Origin of the sequence: Xanthomonas sacchari (genome assembly GCF_024266585.1) — a bacterium.
Taxonomy (GTDB): domain Bacteria; phylum Pseudomonadota; class Gammaproteobacteria; order Xanthomonadales; family Xanthomonadaceae; genus Xanthomonas_A; species Xanthomonas_A sacchari_C.
The window spans coordinates 3,207,287-3,221,470 of the sequence record NZ_CP100647.1 but is presented as its reverse complement, the minus strand read 5'-3'; the positions used below and the strand labels follow the sequence as shown (position 1 = coordinate 3,221,470).

The following is a 14,184-nucleotide window of genomic DNA, read 5'->3' as shown; positions in this document are numbered from 1 at the left end:
GCAGTTTACCATCTACGCCCCCGTTCGCTTCGCCTGCCGTGCCGCCATGACCGATTCCTTCCGTATCCGCTTCGTCCTCGTCGGGACCCAGCACCCCGGCAACATCGGTGCGGCGGCGCGCGCGATGAAGACCATGGGGCTGTCGCGGCTGGTGCTGGTGGCGCCGGAATGCGAGGTGGACACCGAGGCCTACCGGCGTTCGGCCGGGGCCGAGGACCTGCTGCAGCAGGCGCCGGTGCTGCCGGCGCTGGCCGATGCGGTGGCCGATTGCCGGCTGGTGCTGGGCTGCACCGCGCGCAGCCGCCGCGTGTCGCTGGAGGAGCTGCTGCCGGCCGATGCCGCGCAGCGCCTGACCGCCACCAGCGCCGAACCGGCGGAAGTGGCGCTGGTGTTCGGTCGCGAGCGCACCGGCCTGACCAACGAGGAACTGCAGCTGTGCCACGCGGCCGTGCACATTCCTTCCGATCCGGCGTTCAGCTCGCTCAACCTGGCCGCGGCGGTGCAGGTGCTGGCCTACGAACTGCGCCTGGCGCAGCTGCGCGCCGGCGCCCCTGCGCCCGCGCCGGCACCGGGCTTCCGCGAGGCGCCGGCCAGCCACGCGCAGGTGGAAGGGCTGTTCGGGCAATTGGCCGAGACCCTGGACGACATCGACTTCCACAAGGGGCGTGCCCCGGATTCGGCGATGCGCAAGCTGCGCCGGCTGTTCCTGCGCACCGAGCTGACCGAGCAGGAAGTGCGCCTGCTGCGCGGCGTGCTGTCCGACGCGCAGCGCATGGCGCGGCTGGCCGGACAGGCCGGAAACTGAGGCCAGGCCAGGCGCGAAGACGCGCATCGCGGCACGCGCGGCCAGACGCGGGCCCGGGGCGGATTCGCGGCGCGGCAGGCGTCATTCTGTGACGCTGTCACCGGCATGCGCTTTCGGCTAGGCTTTGCAAGGGCTACTTGGGGATCGTGGTTTGTCCAGTTCGCGTTGGCGGGTGGTCGTGGTGTGGCTGGCGCTGGCGATCTGCTGGCCCGTGTCCGTGCACGCGCGGCCCTCGGTCCTGGTGCTTGGGCGCATCAGCGACGATCCCAAGGCCCATTACGAGCAACTCAAGCCGCTGCTGGACTACGTGGTGCCGCGCATGCGCGAGGTCGGCATCACCTCCGGGCAGATCCTGATGGCCCGCGACAGCCAGCAGATGAGCAGCTACCTGCGCCGTGGTCGCGTCGACTGGGTCACCGAGACCGCCGCCACCGCGATGGCGCTGGAACAGCGCGGCGGCGCCAAGCCGCTGCTGCTGACCGAGCGCAACGGGGTGCGCGAGTACCACACCGTGTTCTTCGTGCGCCGCGACGCGCCGGTGCATGACCTCTCCGACCTGCAGGGGCGCACTCTGGCGCTGCAGAGCCAGCAGTCCACCAGCGCCTACATGGTGCCGATGATGACCTTGTTCGAGCATGGCCTGCACCCGGAGATCCTGCTCTCGACCAAGGACCAGCCCTCGGCGGAGACCGTCGGCTACGTGTTCGCGCGCTCGGAACTCAACATCGCCGCCTTCGTGCACAAGCACCTGGTGGATGCCGGGGCGTTCAGCAATCTCGACTGGGACGACGACCGCCGCCTTCCGCCGGCGTTCCGCCGCGACTTCCGGGTGATCTACCGCAGCGAGCCGTATCCGCGCGCGGTGGAGATGGTCCGCAGCGACCTGCCCACGGAGGTGGAGACGCGCCTGCGCGAGGTGTTGCTGCACGCCGCCGACGATCCGCAGGGACGTGCGGCGCTGCATCAGTTCTTCGGCACCTCCGGGTTCTACCCGATCGATCCCGCGTCGCAAAAACGCCTGGACACCCTGCGCGCCGGCGTGGCGCGGGTGAGGCTCGAAGTGGAATGAAGACGATGCGTTTCGGGTTGCAGGCCAGGTTCCTGCTGGCCATGGGTGTGGCTGCGTTGTTGGTAATGGCGATCCTGGCTCTGCTGCTGGAGCGTCAGGCGGCCATGCAGCGCGAGGTGCGCACGCTCAGCGGCAATGTCATCCACGGCCTGTTCGACAGCAGCATGCGCACCCGCGGCGAGTCGCTGGCGCGGCAGCTGGCCGATTCGCTGGCCAACCCGGTGTACTACTCCGACCTGGACGCGATCGGCACGCAGGTGCGTGGCGCGCTGGGCTATGTCGCGGTGGCCTACGTGCTGGTCTACGACGCCGACGGGCGGCTGATCCACGACGGTAGCGAGGATCTGGTCGGCTACGGCCAGCGCATGCGCGGGCCGATGGCCGACGCCGCGATCCGCGCCAAGGGCCTGCTGGCGCAGGAGTCGCCGGATTTCCTCGACGTGTCGATGCCGATCATGATCGGCGACCAGCGCGTGGGCGGGGTGCGGGTGGGCATGTCCTGGGCGCGCGCGCAGGAGTACGAGCGCAAGGCCGGGCAGAACCTGGACCAGCGCCTGGGCGCGCTGGGCAAGCGCCATCTCGGCTGGTTGCTGCTGTTGCTGGCCGCCCTCGGCCTGACCGCGGCGATGGTGACGGTCTACGTGCAGCGCACGCTGGTGGCGCCGTTGCGCTGGATGGCCGCCGCCGCGCGCCAGATCGAGGCCGGCAACTACGCGGTGGAACGCCGCGACAGCGGCCGCTACGACGAGGTCAGCGAACTGCTGCGCGCGTTCGGGCGCATGAGCGAGGCGATCGCCCGGCACGACCGCGATGTGCGCCATATGGCCTACACCGATGCCTTGACCGGGCTGACCAACCGGCTCGCGTTCCGCGAGGCGCTGGACCACCGCATGCTGTCGGCGCGCGCCTCGCAGCGCCGGTTGGCGCTGCTGTTCGCCGACATCGACGATTTCAAGCGGATCAACGACACCCTGGGCCACGAGGCCGGCGACGAGGCCTTGCTGCAGTTCGCGCGGCGCATCCAGCTGGCGGTGGAGCAGCTGGGCGGCGACGACGCGCTGCTGGCGCGTTTCGGCGGCGACGAGTTCGTGATCCTGGTGGAGGATGCGCAGGCGGCCAAGGTCGCCACCGCGCTGGCGCAGCGGCTGGTACAGGAGCTGCGCGAGCCGCTGCGCATCCAGGGCCGCGAGGTGTTCATGGGCACCTCCATCGGCATCACCGTCTACCCGGGCGATGCCGAGGACGCCTCGGCGTTGCTGAAGAACGGCGACATCGCCATGTACCAGGCCAAGCTGGCCGGCAAGAACTGCCATCGCTTCTACAGCCGCGCCATGGACTATGCGGTGGAGCGGCGCGTGCACATGGAGCACGAACTGCGCGGCGCCTGGGAGCGCGACGAACTGAAGCTGGCCTACCAGCCGATCTTCCGCACCCAGGACCGGCGCATGGTCGGCGTGGAAGTGCTGCTGCGCTGGCAGCATCCGGCGATGGGCACGATCTCGCCGACGGTGTTCATCGACGTGGCCGAACAGAGCGGCCTGATCGAAAGCATCGGCCCCAAGGTGCTGCGCGCGGCCTGCCGCGAGGCCACCCAGTGGCGGCGCGCCGACGGCAGCCGCGACCTGTTCGTCTCGGTCAACGTCTCGCCGCGGCAGTTGCGCAGCGGCGATCTGCCCGAACTGGTGGCCGAATGCCTGCGCGAGTCCGGGCTGCCGGCGGCGCAACTGCACCTGGAGCTGACCGAGACCGCGGTGATCGGCGACGAACTGCAAGCGGCGAGCATGCTGGCGCGGCTGCACCGCACCGGGGTCAAGGTCTGGCTGGACGACTTCGGTACCGGCTTCTCCGGCCTGAGCCACCTGCGCCAGGTGCCGGTGGACGGGGTCAAGATCGACAAGAGTTTCGTCGCCGACCTGCAGCGCGACCCGGACGACCTGGCGCTGACCACCGCAATCATCGCGATGGCGCACTCGCTGGACATCACCGTGGTCGCCGAGGGCATCGAGCAGGAGGCGCAGTTCGAGTTGCTGCGCGAGCGCGGCTGCGAACTGGGGCAGGGGTTCTGGCTCAGCCGCCCGCTCAGCGCCGAGGAATTCCGCAAGTTGCTGGCCAACGAGGGCGCGTCGCCGGCCGATGTCTGAGCATCGCCGCGGCACCGTGGTCTGCGGCCGCCGCTCGCGCGGCGGTCGCCGTCGCCGGGGTCAGGGCAGCAGCGGGCGCTTGCCGGTATCGCCGGCGATCTCGCGCACCAGCTTCGGCACCAGGTAGCCGGACAGGCGCGCGGCCAGCGCCTGGTGCAGCGCCAGCGCGGTGGCATCGTCCACTTCGAAGTGGGCCACGCCCTGCACCCGGTCCAACTGGTGCAGGTAGTAGGGCAGCACGCCGGCGGCGAAGCTGCGCTCGCTCAGCGCGGCCAGCGCCTCCACGCTGTCGTTGACCCCGCGCAGCAGCACCGCCTGGTTGAGCAGTTGCGCCCCGGCCTCGCGCAGGCGCGCCAGCGCGGCATCGACGCCGGCATCGAATTCGTTGGCGTGGTTGGCGTGGATCACGAACGCCAGCGGCCACGGCAGCGCGCGCAGCCAGGCCAGCAAGGGCGCGTCGACGCGCTCGGGCAGCACCACCGGCAGGCGGGTGTGGATGCGCAGGCGCTTGAGCTGCGGCAGCGCCGCCAGCGCCTCGGTGAGTTCGGCCAGCTTGGGCGTGGCCAGCGACAGCGGGTCGCCGCCGGACAGGATCACTTCCTCGATGCTGGGGTCGGCGGCGATCGCCGCCACCGCGGCGCGCCAGCCGTCGCGCGCGGCGGTCTCGCCGGCATACGGGAAGTGGCGGCGGAAGCAGTAGCGGCAGTGCACCGCGCAACTGCCGGTGGCCACCAGCAGGGCGCGCCCGTTGTACTTGTGGATCACCCCGTCGGCCTTCTTGGCCGCCGCATCGCCGACCGCATCCAGGGCGAAGCCGGCAACCCGGCGCTGCTCGGCGTCGATCGGCAGCACCTGGCGCAGCAGCGGGTCGTGCGGATCGCCCGGGCGCATGCGCGCGACGAAGCTGCGCGGCACGCGCAGCGCGAACTGCGTCGCAGCCTGTTCGGAGACGCCCAGCGCCTGCGGGTCCAGGCCCAGCAACGCCAGCAGCTCGCGCGGATCGCGCACGGCGTCGCGCCAGGCCTGCTGCCAGCGCGGCGGCGCGGCGGCGGGCAGGGGCGGGGACGGCTGCATCGGGCGGGGGGCTGCGGTTATCATAGGCGGTCATCACACGAGCGCCCGCCGTTGCGGCGGAGCTTCCATTCTATCCGGCCGGCCGCCGAACGCGGCGGGTTTGCCTTACCCGAGGAGTTTCAGATGGCCAGCTACGGCATGAACGACGTCAAGAACGGGATGAAGATCCTGGTCAACAGCGAGCCTGCGATCATCACCGATACCGAATACGTCAAGCCCGGCAAGGGCCAGGCGTTCACCCGCGTCAAGTACCGCTTCATCAAGTCCGGGCGCGTGGTCGAAATGACCATGAAGGCGACCGACAGCGTGGAAGCGGCCGACGTGGTCGACACCGACATGCAGTACCTGTACAGCGACGGCGAGTACTGGCACTTCATGCAGCAGGAAACCTTCGAGCAGGTGCAGGCCGACAAGGCCGGCGTCGGCGACGCCGCCAAGTGGATCAAGGGCGAGGAAGATTGCGTGGTGACGCTGTGGAACGGCACGCCGATCCAGGTCACCCCGCCGAACTTCGTCGAACTGAAGATCGTCGAGACCGACCCGGGCGTGCGCGGCGATACCTCCGGCGGCGGCGGCAAGCCGGCGACCCTGGAGACCGGCGCGGTGGTGCGCGTGCCGCTGTTCGTCGGCCAGGAGGAAGTGATCCGCGTCGATACGCGTTCGGGCGAATACGTCTCGCGCGTCAAGTAATTCCTGCATGCCCGCGGCTGCCGCAAGCCGCGGGCATGCACTTGCGCCGGCGTGCATGCGCCGGATGGCTGCGCGGCGGTGACGGACCAGCGCCTGTCACGGCGCCGCCGTGACGCGCAGCCACGCCGACCGCGCCGTCGCCCGGTCCCCGCGCGCGAACTGGGCCTGGCGCTACGCCTCAGCGCCGCAGGACTGGACGCTGAGGCGGCGCGTCGCGGTGCTGCCGGCGGTGCGCGTGCGGTGCAGTGCGCCGGCCATGGTCGCCCCGCTGCTGGCGCGATTGGCGGTGCTGGCGGTAGTCGTGTTGCAGTGGACGGCGATGCGCGTGTCCCGGCGCCGTCTCGGCCAGGTCCAGACGGCAACCTGATCCCTCCCTTTCCAGAGCGCTTGCGATGACCTCCATACCCGAATCCTGCGACCTGCTGATCGAAGCCGGCTACGTGGTGCCGATCGAACCGCATGCGGTGGTGCTGGAAGACCACGCGGTGGCGGTGCGCGGCAGCGAGATCGTGGCGGTGCTGCCGACGGCCGAGGCGCGCACGCGCTTCGCCGCCGCGCGCACCGTCTCGCGTCCGGACGCCGCGCTGCTGCCGGGGCTGGTCAACGCGCACACGCACAACCCGATGACCCTGCTGCGCGGCATCGCCGACGACCTGCCGCTGATGGTGTGGCTGCAACAGCACATCTGGCCGGTGGAGACGGCGGTGATCGGCCCGGAGTTCGTCGCCGACGGCACCGCGCTGGCCATCGCCGAGATGCTGCGCGGCGGCACCACCTGCGCCAACGAGAACTACTTCTTCGCCGACGTGCAGGCCGCGGTGTACAAGCAGCACGGCTTCCGCGCGCGGGTCGGCACGGTGATCATCGATTTCCCGACCGCCTGGGCCAAGACCTCCGACGAGTACTTCGCGCGCGCCTGCGAGGTGCACGACCAGTGGCGCGACGATCCGTTGGTCGGCATCGCCTTCGCCCCGCATGCGCCGTACACGGTCAACGACGCCAACTTCGAGCGGGTGCGGATGCTGTCCGACCAGCTCGAGGTGCCGGTGCACCTGCACACCCACGAGACCGCGCAGGAAATCGCCGATTCGCTCAAGCAGTACGGGCAGCGCCCGCTGGCGCGGCTGGATCGGCTGGGCCTGGTCAACGACCGCCTGATCGCGGTGCACATGACCCAGCTCACCGACGCGGAGATCCACCTGTGCGCCGAGCGCGGGGTCAGCGTGGTGCATTGCCCCGAATCCAACCTCAAGCTCGCCTCCGGGTTCTGCCCGGCCTGCGCGCTGCAGCGTGCGGGCGTGAACCTGGCGATCGGCACCGACGGCTGCGCCAGCAACAACGACCTGGACATGTTCAGCGAGAACCGCACCGCGGCGATCCTGGCCAAGGCGGTGGCCAACGATGCCACCGCGCTGGACGCGGCCAGCACGCTGCGCGCGGCCACCCTGGGCGGCGCGCGCGCGCTGGGTTTCGGCGAGACGATCGGCTCGATCGAACCGGGCAAGCAGGCCGACCTGATCTGCGTGGACCTGTCGGCGCTGGAGACCCAGCCGCTGCACAACGTGCTGTCGCAACTGGTGTACGCCACCGGCCGGCAGCAGGTCAGCGACGTGTGGATCGCCGGCCAGCCCAAGCTCAGCCAGCGCGTGCTGGTGGACATGGACGTGGAGGCCCTGGTCGCCAATGCCCGTCAGTGGCGCGAGCGTATCCGCAGCGTCCACGCCTGATCCGCTATGTTCGCCGTGCCGCGCCGCGCGCGCGGCCCCAACGAGAGTCCGCCATGACCGCTTCCGCCGCCAACGCCTCCGCCAATTTCGATCAGGCCGAACTGGACAAGTTCGGCGCCCTGGCCACCCGCTGGTGGGATGCCGACGGCCCGCAGAAGCCGCTGCACGCGCTCAACCCGGTGCGCCTGCGCTACGTCGCCGAGCGCCTGCCGCTGCGCGGCGCGACGGTGCTGGACGTGGGCTGCGGCGGCGGCCTGCTCAGCGAGGCGCTGGCCAAAGAGGGCGCGCAGGTCACCGCCATCGACCTGTCGCCGGAGCTGATCAAGGTCGCGCGGCTGCACCAGTTCGAATCCGGGGTCGAGGTCGACTACCGCGTGCAGTCGGTCGAGGACCTGGCGGCGGCGCAGCCGGCCAGCTTCGACGCGATCACCTGCATGGAGATGCTCGAACACGTGCCCGATCCGGCGGCGATCGTGCGCGCCTGCGCGACCCTGCTCAAGCCGGGCGGCCAGCTGTTCCTGTCCACCCTCAACCGCACCCCGGCGGCCTTCGCCCTGGCCATCGTCGGTGCCGAGTACGTGGCGCGGCTGCTGCCCACCGGGACTCACCGCTACCAGGATTTCATCAAGCCGGCGGAACTGGCCGCCTGGTTGCGCCAGGCCGAGTTGCAGTTGCGCGACGTCAGCGGCCTGGCCTACGAGCCGTGGCGCAATCGGGCGCGGCTGTCCCCGCGCACCGACGTGAATTACCTGGCTTGTGCGGGAAAGCCGTGATTCGGGAGTGGGGAGTGGGGATTGGTAACGGCGGGGGCGCGTGGGCCTGATGCCGCTGGATAGCGATTTGGACCGAAGCTACCCGCCGGTGGTGCTGTTCGATCTGGATGGCACGTTGCTGGACAGTGCGCCGGATCTGCTGGCCGCGGCCAATGCGCTGCTGGCCGAGCATGGCCGCCCGGCCTTGACCCTGGCGCAGTTGCGGCCGGTGGTGTCCAAGGGCTCGCGGGCGATGCTGGGCGTGGCCTTTCCGGATCTCTCTGGCGCAGAGCGCGATGCGCTGATTCCGGCGTTCCTGCGCCACTACGAGGCGCTGATCGGCCGCCATTCGCAGCCGTTCGACGGCATCCCGGAGCTGCTGCAGCGGCTGGAAGACGTCGGTAGCGTGTGGGGCATCGTCACCAACAAGCCCGAGGCGCTGGCGCGGTTGATCCTGCCGCAGCTGCAGTGGGAACGGCGCTGCGCGGTGCTGATCGGCGGCGACACGCTGCCCGAGCGCAAGCCGCATCCGTTGCCGCTGCAGGTCGCCGCGCAGCGCCTGGGCGTGGCGCCGCACGAGGTGGCCTACGTCGGCGACGACGAACGCGACATCCTCGCCGCGCGCGCCGCCGGCATGGCCTCTGTCGCGGTGCTGTGGGGCTACCGGCTGGACGAGGACAATCCTCTGGCCTGGCGCGCCGACGCGATGGTCGCCGCGCCGGCCGAGCTGTATGCCGCCGCGGCCTGGCCGGTGGCCGCCGCCGCGCCCTGACGCCGGTGCGGTCGCCGCGCGGCGGCGCCGCGCAGATGCCGCGACTGCCGCGTCGCCGCAGGCATGCCGACAGCGCTCGGCATCCACCGGTCGCGCACGTAAACTGCGCGTCCTGCGCAGCAACCGCGCTCACTTCCCCCGTCGCACGACGCCCACGGCGCGTGCGCCCGAATCCGGATCCACCGATCGCATGAGCAGTTCGTCCGCCCTGGATGCCTTCCTCGACAAATGGCGCCGCCGCTGGCCGGAATGGGCCGTGGCCGAGGCCTTCGTGCCGGCGCCGCAGCGCGCCCGCACCGTGGCCTGGTTCGCCCTGCTGCAGGAGTTCGACGACATCCTCAACATCGCCGGCGACCCGCTGCCGGCCGACGCCAAGCTGGCCTGGTGGGGCGAGGAACTGCGCAGCTGGGCCGGGCAGCGCTCGCGGCATCCGCTGGGCCGGGTGCTGGAGCCGGTGGCCGCGCCGTGGGCGCAACTGGCCGAGGCCTTGCCGAGCCTGCCGCAGGCGCGCGCGGCCGCGGCCGACACCAGGCATGCGCTGGAGCGGCTGGAGCCGTTCGCGCAGGCGGTGGTCGCGGTCGAGCGTGCGCTGTTCGCGGCCCCGGCCGAGGGCGCCGCCGTGCCGGTCGCGTTGCAGGTGCTGGCGCAGCGCCTGACCGAAGGCGGTGCCGCCACCGCGCCGCTGGCGCTGCGCGGTGGCGACGAGGTACAGCAGCGCCAGCGCTGGGCGCAGGCATTGCTGAAGCAGTGGCCGCGCCGTGTGCGCGGGCCGCGCGCACGGCGCATCCTGTCGGCGCTGGCGCGTGCGCGGACCGCGCAGCAGGCGGCCGCCACGCCCCGGCCGCCCGGACAGATGGCCACGCTGTGGCGCGCCTGGTGGGCCGGGTTGGGCTGAGCCGCCCGTTGCAGGGCGTCGCCTGGACTCAGTGGGCGCTGCCGGCGCCGCTGTTGGCGTATTCGGAGAAGCGATTGGCCGAGGTGCTGCAGCCGCTGCTGCAGTACGGCCGGCCGATGGTCGAGGCGTTCCACGGCGCGCTCTTGCGGATGTGGCCGCCCAGCACCGAATCGCGGATCACCACCTTGCCGTTGGGCGAGGTGCCGTCGACGTAGTTGGACAGGCTGCCCACGCTCTCGTCCCAGGCCCGTCCCAGCCACACCGTGCCGCTGCCGGGAGTGCCGACCGCATCGAAGGTGCTGCCGATGGCCAGGAAGCCGTAGCCGCTGCCGGGGCGGGTGCTGGGCGCGAAGATCACCCCGCCATCGTTGGCGCCGCGGCGCGCGGCGGTGTAGCGGATGGTGCTGCCGGCGAACACCGCCACGCCCGAGCCGAAGATGAAGTCGGTATCGCCCTCGATGATGCCGCCCTTGATGTAGGCGCGGATTACCGTGTTGGCGCTGCCGGCGCTGACCAGCAGGGTGTCCTGGTTGCCGGTCAGCACCACGTTCTCCAGCACCGCCTTGTCGCCGCGCAACGCCAGCGCCACCGCCGACTGGTTGCTGCCGCTGTAGGTGCCCTCGACGTAGCTGTTGACGATCGCCAGGTTGCGCGCCTGGAACTGCGCCGCGCGCACGGTGACGGTGCCGCTGTCGGAGGTGCCCACGGTACTGCTGGCGGCGTTGCTGGCGCAGGGATGGGTGGCGCTGCCGGTCGGCTTCGGCGTCGGGTTGGCGTTGCCGAAGCGGATCGTGGTGCTGGCCGGACTGCCGCCCAGGCCGAACAGGGTGAGCGGCGGCGCCGCGGCGGGGATGCAGACCACTTCGGTGTAGGTGCCCGGCGCCACGCTGATGTAGCGGCGCATGCTGCCGCCGGCGGCGACCGCGGCGTCCACCGCGGCCTGCACGGTGCGGTAGCGGGTGCTGCCGTCGGCCGCCACCGCGTAGTCGGCCTGCAGCAGCGCGACCCCGGCGCTCGGATCCCAGTTGTCGGTGACCAGTGCGCCGATCGGGCCGGCCTGCGCCAGGTGGCGGGCGACGGTCTGGTTGGCCGCCTCGCTGCTGGTCAGTTGCGGGCGCGACGCGGTCCCGGTCAGGGCCGGGGCGTCGGTGACGACCCCGGCCGCCAGGGCCAGGGTGGAGGAAAGCAGCAACCAGCGCGATACGGTCATGGAAAGCCTCCGCTCAAGGATAAGGGCCCGCGACGGCGCCTGGAATGATGCCGGTGTCATCCAGTCGTGCGATTCGGCTTCGGCAGCGGATCGGCGATGGTAGGGGCGTTTGCCTGTGGCGCCCGGCCGATGCCGCAGCCAGCGGCCGGTTGTGCCGTCTCCATCACGTTCGCGGTGCCGCGAGGGCACAGATCGCCCGCGGGGAGCGGACGCCGCAGGGCCTTGCCGACGTCCGATTGCCGGCCCGTCGCGGCACTGCGGCATGGATCTGCGCGCGCCTGCCGACCGCGCGCCATGGCGTGATGGGGCTGTGAATTTGGATACGAGCGCGGTCGCGGCTTGCGCTACGCTCCATGGCAACGTCCGTTGGAACCCGTCGATTGAAGCGCCTGTGCCGTTGGTGCTGCCTGCTGCTGTGCCTGAGGATGGTCGGGTCGGCGCAGGGGCAGGAACTGCTGTTGCAGCGTCTGGCCGCCGACCCACCGGCGTCGGAGGTGGTGGCGGGGCGCTACGATGCTGCGTTCGCCGACGCCGGCCACGGCGCCACCCTGTACGAGCGCAGCAAGCGACCGACCTGGTGGCGCATCCGCGCCGACCGCGCGATCGGCAGCGAGGGCCAGCCGCAACTGGTGCTGCAGTCGCCCTACCTGACCCGGGTCGAGGCCTGGGTCCCGGGACGTTCTGCGCCGATCCGGCGCGCGATCTACGGCGCCGACGCCGACCTGCGCTACTCGACCCGCGCCCTGGTGATCGCCTTGCCGCAGGGGCTGCCGCGCGGCGCCTCGATCTGGCTGCGGGTGCAGGCGCCGGCGGCGATGCCGATGCCGGTGGGCATCGTGCCGCTGGCGCAGGTGCAGCGCGAGGATCTGCACTACGTCGGCTGGCGCGCCTTCATCCTCGGCTCGACCGCGGTGCTGGCGATCCTGGCGATCGCGTTGTGGGCGCGCCTGCGCGAGCCGATCTACGGGTACTTCACCGCCAACGTGATGTGCGTGCTGCTGTACCTGCTCGGCCTTGGCGGCGAAGCGCGCGCGGTGCCCGGCCTGGCCAGCGTGTTCGCGTCCTCGCCGACGCCGATGCGCATCGTCGCCGCACTCGGCGGCTTCTTCATCATCACCTTCCAGCGCCGGCAACTGGAGATGCACCGGCAACTGCCGCGACTGGACCGGGTGCTGCGGCTGTGTGCGCTGTATCTGCTCGGCATCGCCGTGGCCTGTCTGCTGTCGGACGCGGCGGTACTGAGCCTGCTCGGCAATCTCGGGCTGATCGTCGGCGCGGCGCTGCTGCTGCCGTGCTGCCTGTTGCTGGCCTTGCGCGGGCAGCGCTACGCCTGGCCGCTGCTGGCCTCGTGGACCCCGCTGTGGATGCTGTGCGTGCTGCGCTGCCTGGAGCTGACCGGGTGGTTGCGTCTGGATCTGGACGCGCCGGTGCTGGCGCACGGCATCAGCCTGGCGCTGGCGATCTCCTGCCTGCTGGTGACCTTCGGCCTGGCCGAGCAGATCCTGGAACTGCGCCGCGACCGCGACCGCGTCAGCCGCATGGCGACGGTGGACGAACTCACCGGCATGCTCACCCGCGGCGCGCTGCAGCAGCGCCTGGCCGAGGCGTTGCAGGATGCGGCCCGCGGCGACCGGCCGCTGGCGCTGGCCTACATCGACATCGACCACTTCAAGCGCATCAACGACATCCACGGCCATGCCGGCGGCGACGCCTGCCTGCGCTGGGTCGCCGCCTGTGCGCGGGCGCGCCTGCGCAGCACCGACATGCTGGGCCGCCAGGGCGGCGACGAGATGCTGCTGTTGATGCCGGGCGCCACCCTGGAGGCCGCGCGGCGCGTGGCCGAGGACATCCGCCAACACGTCGCCGCGCAGCCGCTGCCGCGCGACGGCCAGGCGCTGTCATGCACGCTGAGCATCGGCGTGGCGCAATGGCAGCGCGGCGAGAGCGTCGCAGCGCTGCTGCAGCGGGCCGATGCCGCGCTCTACGCCAGCAAGTCCGCCGGCCGCAACCGCGTCAGCGTGTCCACCCCCCACCGTGTCACCCACCAGGAGCCTCAGCCATGACTGCACAGCCCGCTTTGCCCGCGTTCGCTCCCGATCAGTTGCAGGTCGGCGACATCCTGTTGCAACTGGGCTGCGGCCCGGTGTCCGAACTGATCGCCTGGTGCGGCGACAGCATCTACAGCCATGCCGCGATCGTCGCCGACCAGGGCGACCTGATCGAGGCGGCGGCCAGCGGCGTGCGCCGCTATCCGCTGTCGCAGCGGCTGACCGACACCACCGACTACCTCATCATCGACGCCTACCGGCCGCTCAGCTACGCCGGCGTGGCGCTGGACGACGCCGACCGCGCCAGCGTGCTGGCGAAGGCGCAGTCGCTGCTGGGCGTTCCGTACCCGCTGGATAGCCTGGCCACGCTCGGGCTGCTGGTCGCCATCCGCGGCAAGTGGCCGCAGCACTGGCTGGCGCGCATCGTGGTGCGCGAGGCGCTGGATCACCTGGTGCGCGACAACCCGTCGCACATGGTGTGCAGCGAGGTGGTGTACCGCGCCCTGGCCGAATGCGATGCGACGCCGCCGGGCCGGCTGGCGCCGCAGATCGTGCTCAGCGGGCCGACCCATATGCCGTTCCCGGACCTGGACTGGAAGGCGCTGTGGCAGGAAGTGTGGCAACTGCTGCATCCGCACCGGCAGCAGGCGCTGGGCGACATCGCGCAGCGTCTGGCGGCGGTGGAGGGCGCACCGGCCAGTCTGGCCGCCTCGGCGCTGACCACGGTCGCCGACGAGGATCTGCTGAGCCGCGCCAACGCGGTCCGCGCCGGGCTGGGCCTGCCGCCGCTGCCGCCGGTCACCGACCAGGTGGACGACAACGGCGGGCTGTTGCGGGAAGCCGGCGAAGCGGCCCCGGGAACGCCCTTGCCGCATCCCAATCCCAAGCTGGTGATGCCGCTGGACCTGGCCAACAGCCCATCGCATGTGGTGCTGGGGCGCCTGCTGGAGGTGGTCACGCCTGCGTAGCGAAACGCTGTGTGTGCGAGCGACCTCGGGGTA

The 14,184-nt window shown here is 71.4% G+C and carries 13 protein-coding genes; 11 read left to right on the top strand and 2 right to left on the bottom strand.

The window, feature by feature from the left end:
* Positions 1–46: 46 nt before the first annotated feature.
* The 3 genes from NKJ47_RS13445 (at position 47) to NKJ47_RS13435 (ending at position 4,015) form a co-directional block, all read left to right on the top strand.
* On the top strand, positions 47–805 hold the full coding sequence (locus NKJ47_RS13445) for an RNA methyltransferase (protein ID WP_254458361.1): 759 nt from the start codon (positions 47–49) through the stop codon (positions 803–805).
* A 151-nt stretch (positions 806–956) separates the two neighbouring features.
* Positions 957–1,874 carry a phosphate/phosphite/phosphonate ABC transporter substrate-binding protein gene (locus NKJ47_RS13440; protein WP_429002423.1) on the top strand — a complete coding sequence of 306 codons (918 nt, stop codon included), beginning with the start codon at positions 957–959 and terminating at the stop codon, positions 1,872–1,874.
* Positions 1,871–4,015 (top strand): putative bifunctional diguanylate cyclase/phosphodiesterase, encoded by a 2,145-nt coding sequence (locus NKJ47_RS13435; protein WP_254458360.1) that lies wholly within the window; start codon positions 1,871–1,873, stop codon positions 4,013–4,015. The genes NKJ47_RS13440 and NKJ47_RS13435 overlap by 4 nt, the downstream gene beginning before the upstream one ends.
* Before the next feature lie 60 nt (positions 4,016–4,075).
* Here the strand turns inward: NKJ47_RS13435 and epmB are convergent, their stop codons facing one another.
* A complete protein-coding gene (gene epmB / locus NKJ47_RS13430) occupies positions 4,076–5,113 on the bottom strand; it encodes an EF-P beta-lysylation protein EpmB (protein ID WP_254458359.1) in 1,038 nt (345 codons plus the stop codon).
* Between the two features lie 99 nt (positions 5,114–5,212).
* Between epmB and efp the strand changes: the two genes are divergently transcribed.
* The 6 genes from efp (at position 5,213) to NKJ47_RS13400 (ending at position 9,925) form a co-directional block, all read left to right on the top strand.
* Positions 5,213–5,779 (top strand): elongation factor P, encoded by a 567-nt coding sequence (gene efp / locus NKJ47_RS13425; protein ID WP_010343528.1) that lies wholly within the window; start codon positions 5,213–5,215, stop codon positions 5,777–5,779.
* Between the two features lie 109 nt (positions 5,780–5,888).
* Positions 5,889–6,146 (top strand): hypothetical protein, encoded by a 258-nt coding sequence (locus tag NKJ47_RS13420; RefSeq protein WP_254458358.1) that lies wholly within the window; start codon positions 5,889–5,891, stop codon positions 6,144–6,146.
* 25 nt (positions 6,147–6,171) lie between these two features.
* On the top strand, positions 6,172–7,506 hold the full coding sequence (locus NKJ47_RS13415; protein ID WP_254458357.1) for a TRZ/ATZ family hydrolase: 1,335 nt from the start codon (positions 6,172–6,174) through the stop codon (positions 7,504–7,506).
* 53 nt (positions 7,507–7,559) lie between these two features.
* Complete coding sequence (ubiG, locus tag NKJ47_RS13410; protein ID WP_254458356.1) at positions 7,560–8,279, top strand: bifunctional 2-polyprenyl-6-hydroxyphenol methylase/3-demethylubiquinol 3-O-methyltransferase UbiG; 720 nt, start codon at positions 7,560–7,562, stop codon at positions 8,277–8,279.
* A 67-nt stretch (positions 8,280–8,346) separates the two neighbouring features.
* On the top strand, positions 8,347–9,030 hold the full coding sequence (locus tag NKJ47_RS13405) for a phosphoglycolate phosphatase (protein WP_429002422.1): 684 nt from the start codon (positions 8,347–8,349) through the stop codon (positions 9,028–9,030).
* Positions 9,031–9,220: 190 nt separating this feature from the next.
* On the top strand, positions 9,221–9,925 hold the full coding sequence (locus tag NKJ47_RS13400; RefSeq protein ID WP_254458355.1) for a squalene/phytoene synthase family protein: 705 nt from the start codon (positions 9,221–9,223) through the stop codon (positions 9,923–9,925).
* Positions 9,926–9,953: 28 nt separating this feature from the next.
* Here the strand turns inward: NKJ47_RS13400 and NKJ47_RS13395 are convergent, their stop codons facing one another.
* Complete coding sequence (locus NKJ47_RS13395) at positions 9,954–11,135, bottom strand: putative acyl-CoA thioester hydrolase (protein ID WP_254458354.1); 1,182 nt, start codon at positions 11,133–11,135, stop codon at positions 9,954–9,956.
* Positions 11,136–11,515: 380 nt separating this feature from the next.
* Here NKJ47_RS13395 and NKJ47_RS13390 point away from each other — a divergent pair, with 380 nt between their 5' ends.
* Together NKJ47_RS13390 and NKJ47_RS13385 are read left to right on the top strand one after the other, a co-directional pair.
* The gene (locus NKJ47_RS13390) at positions 11,516–13,198 is read left to right on the top strand and encodes a sensor domain-containing diguanylate cyclase (protein ID WP_254458353.1); all 1,683 of its coding nucleotides are present in this window, start codon (positions 11,516–11,518) and stop codon (positions 13,196–13,198) included.
* Entirely contained in the window at positions 13,195–14,151 is a 957-nt protein-coding gene (locus NKJ47_RS13385; RefSeq protein ID WP_254458352.1) for a hypothetical protein, read from the top strand. Before NKJ47_RS13390 ends, NKJ47_RS13385 begins: the two co-directional genes overlap by 4 nt.
* Positions 14,152–14,184: the final 33 nt, after the last annotated feature.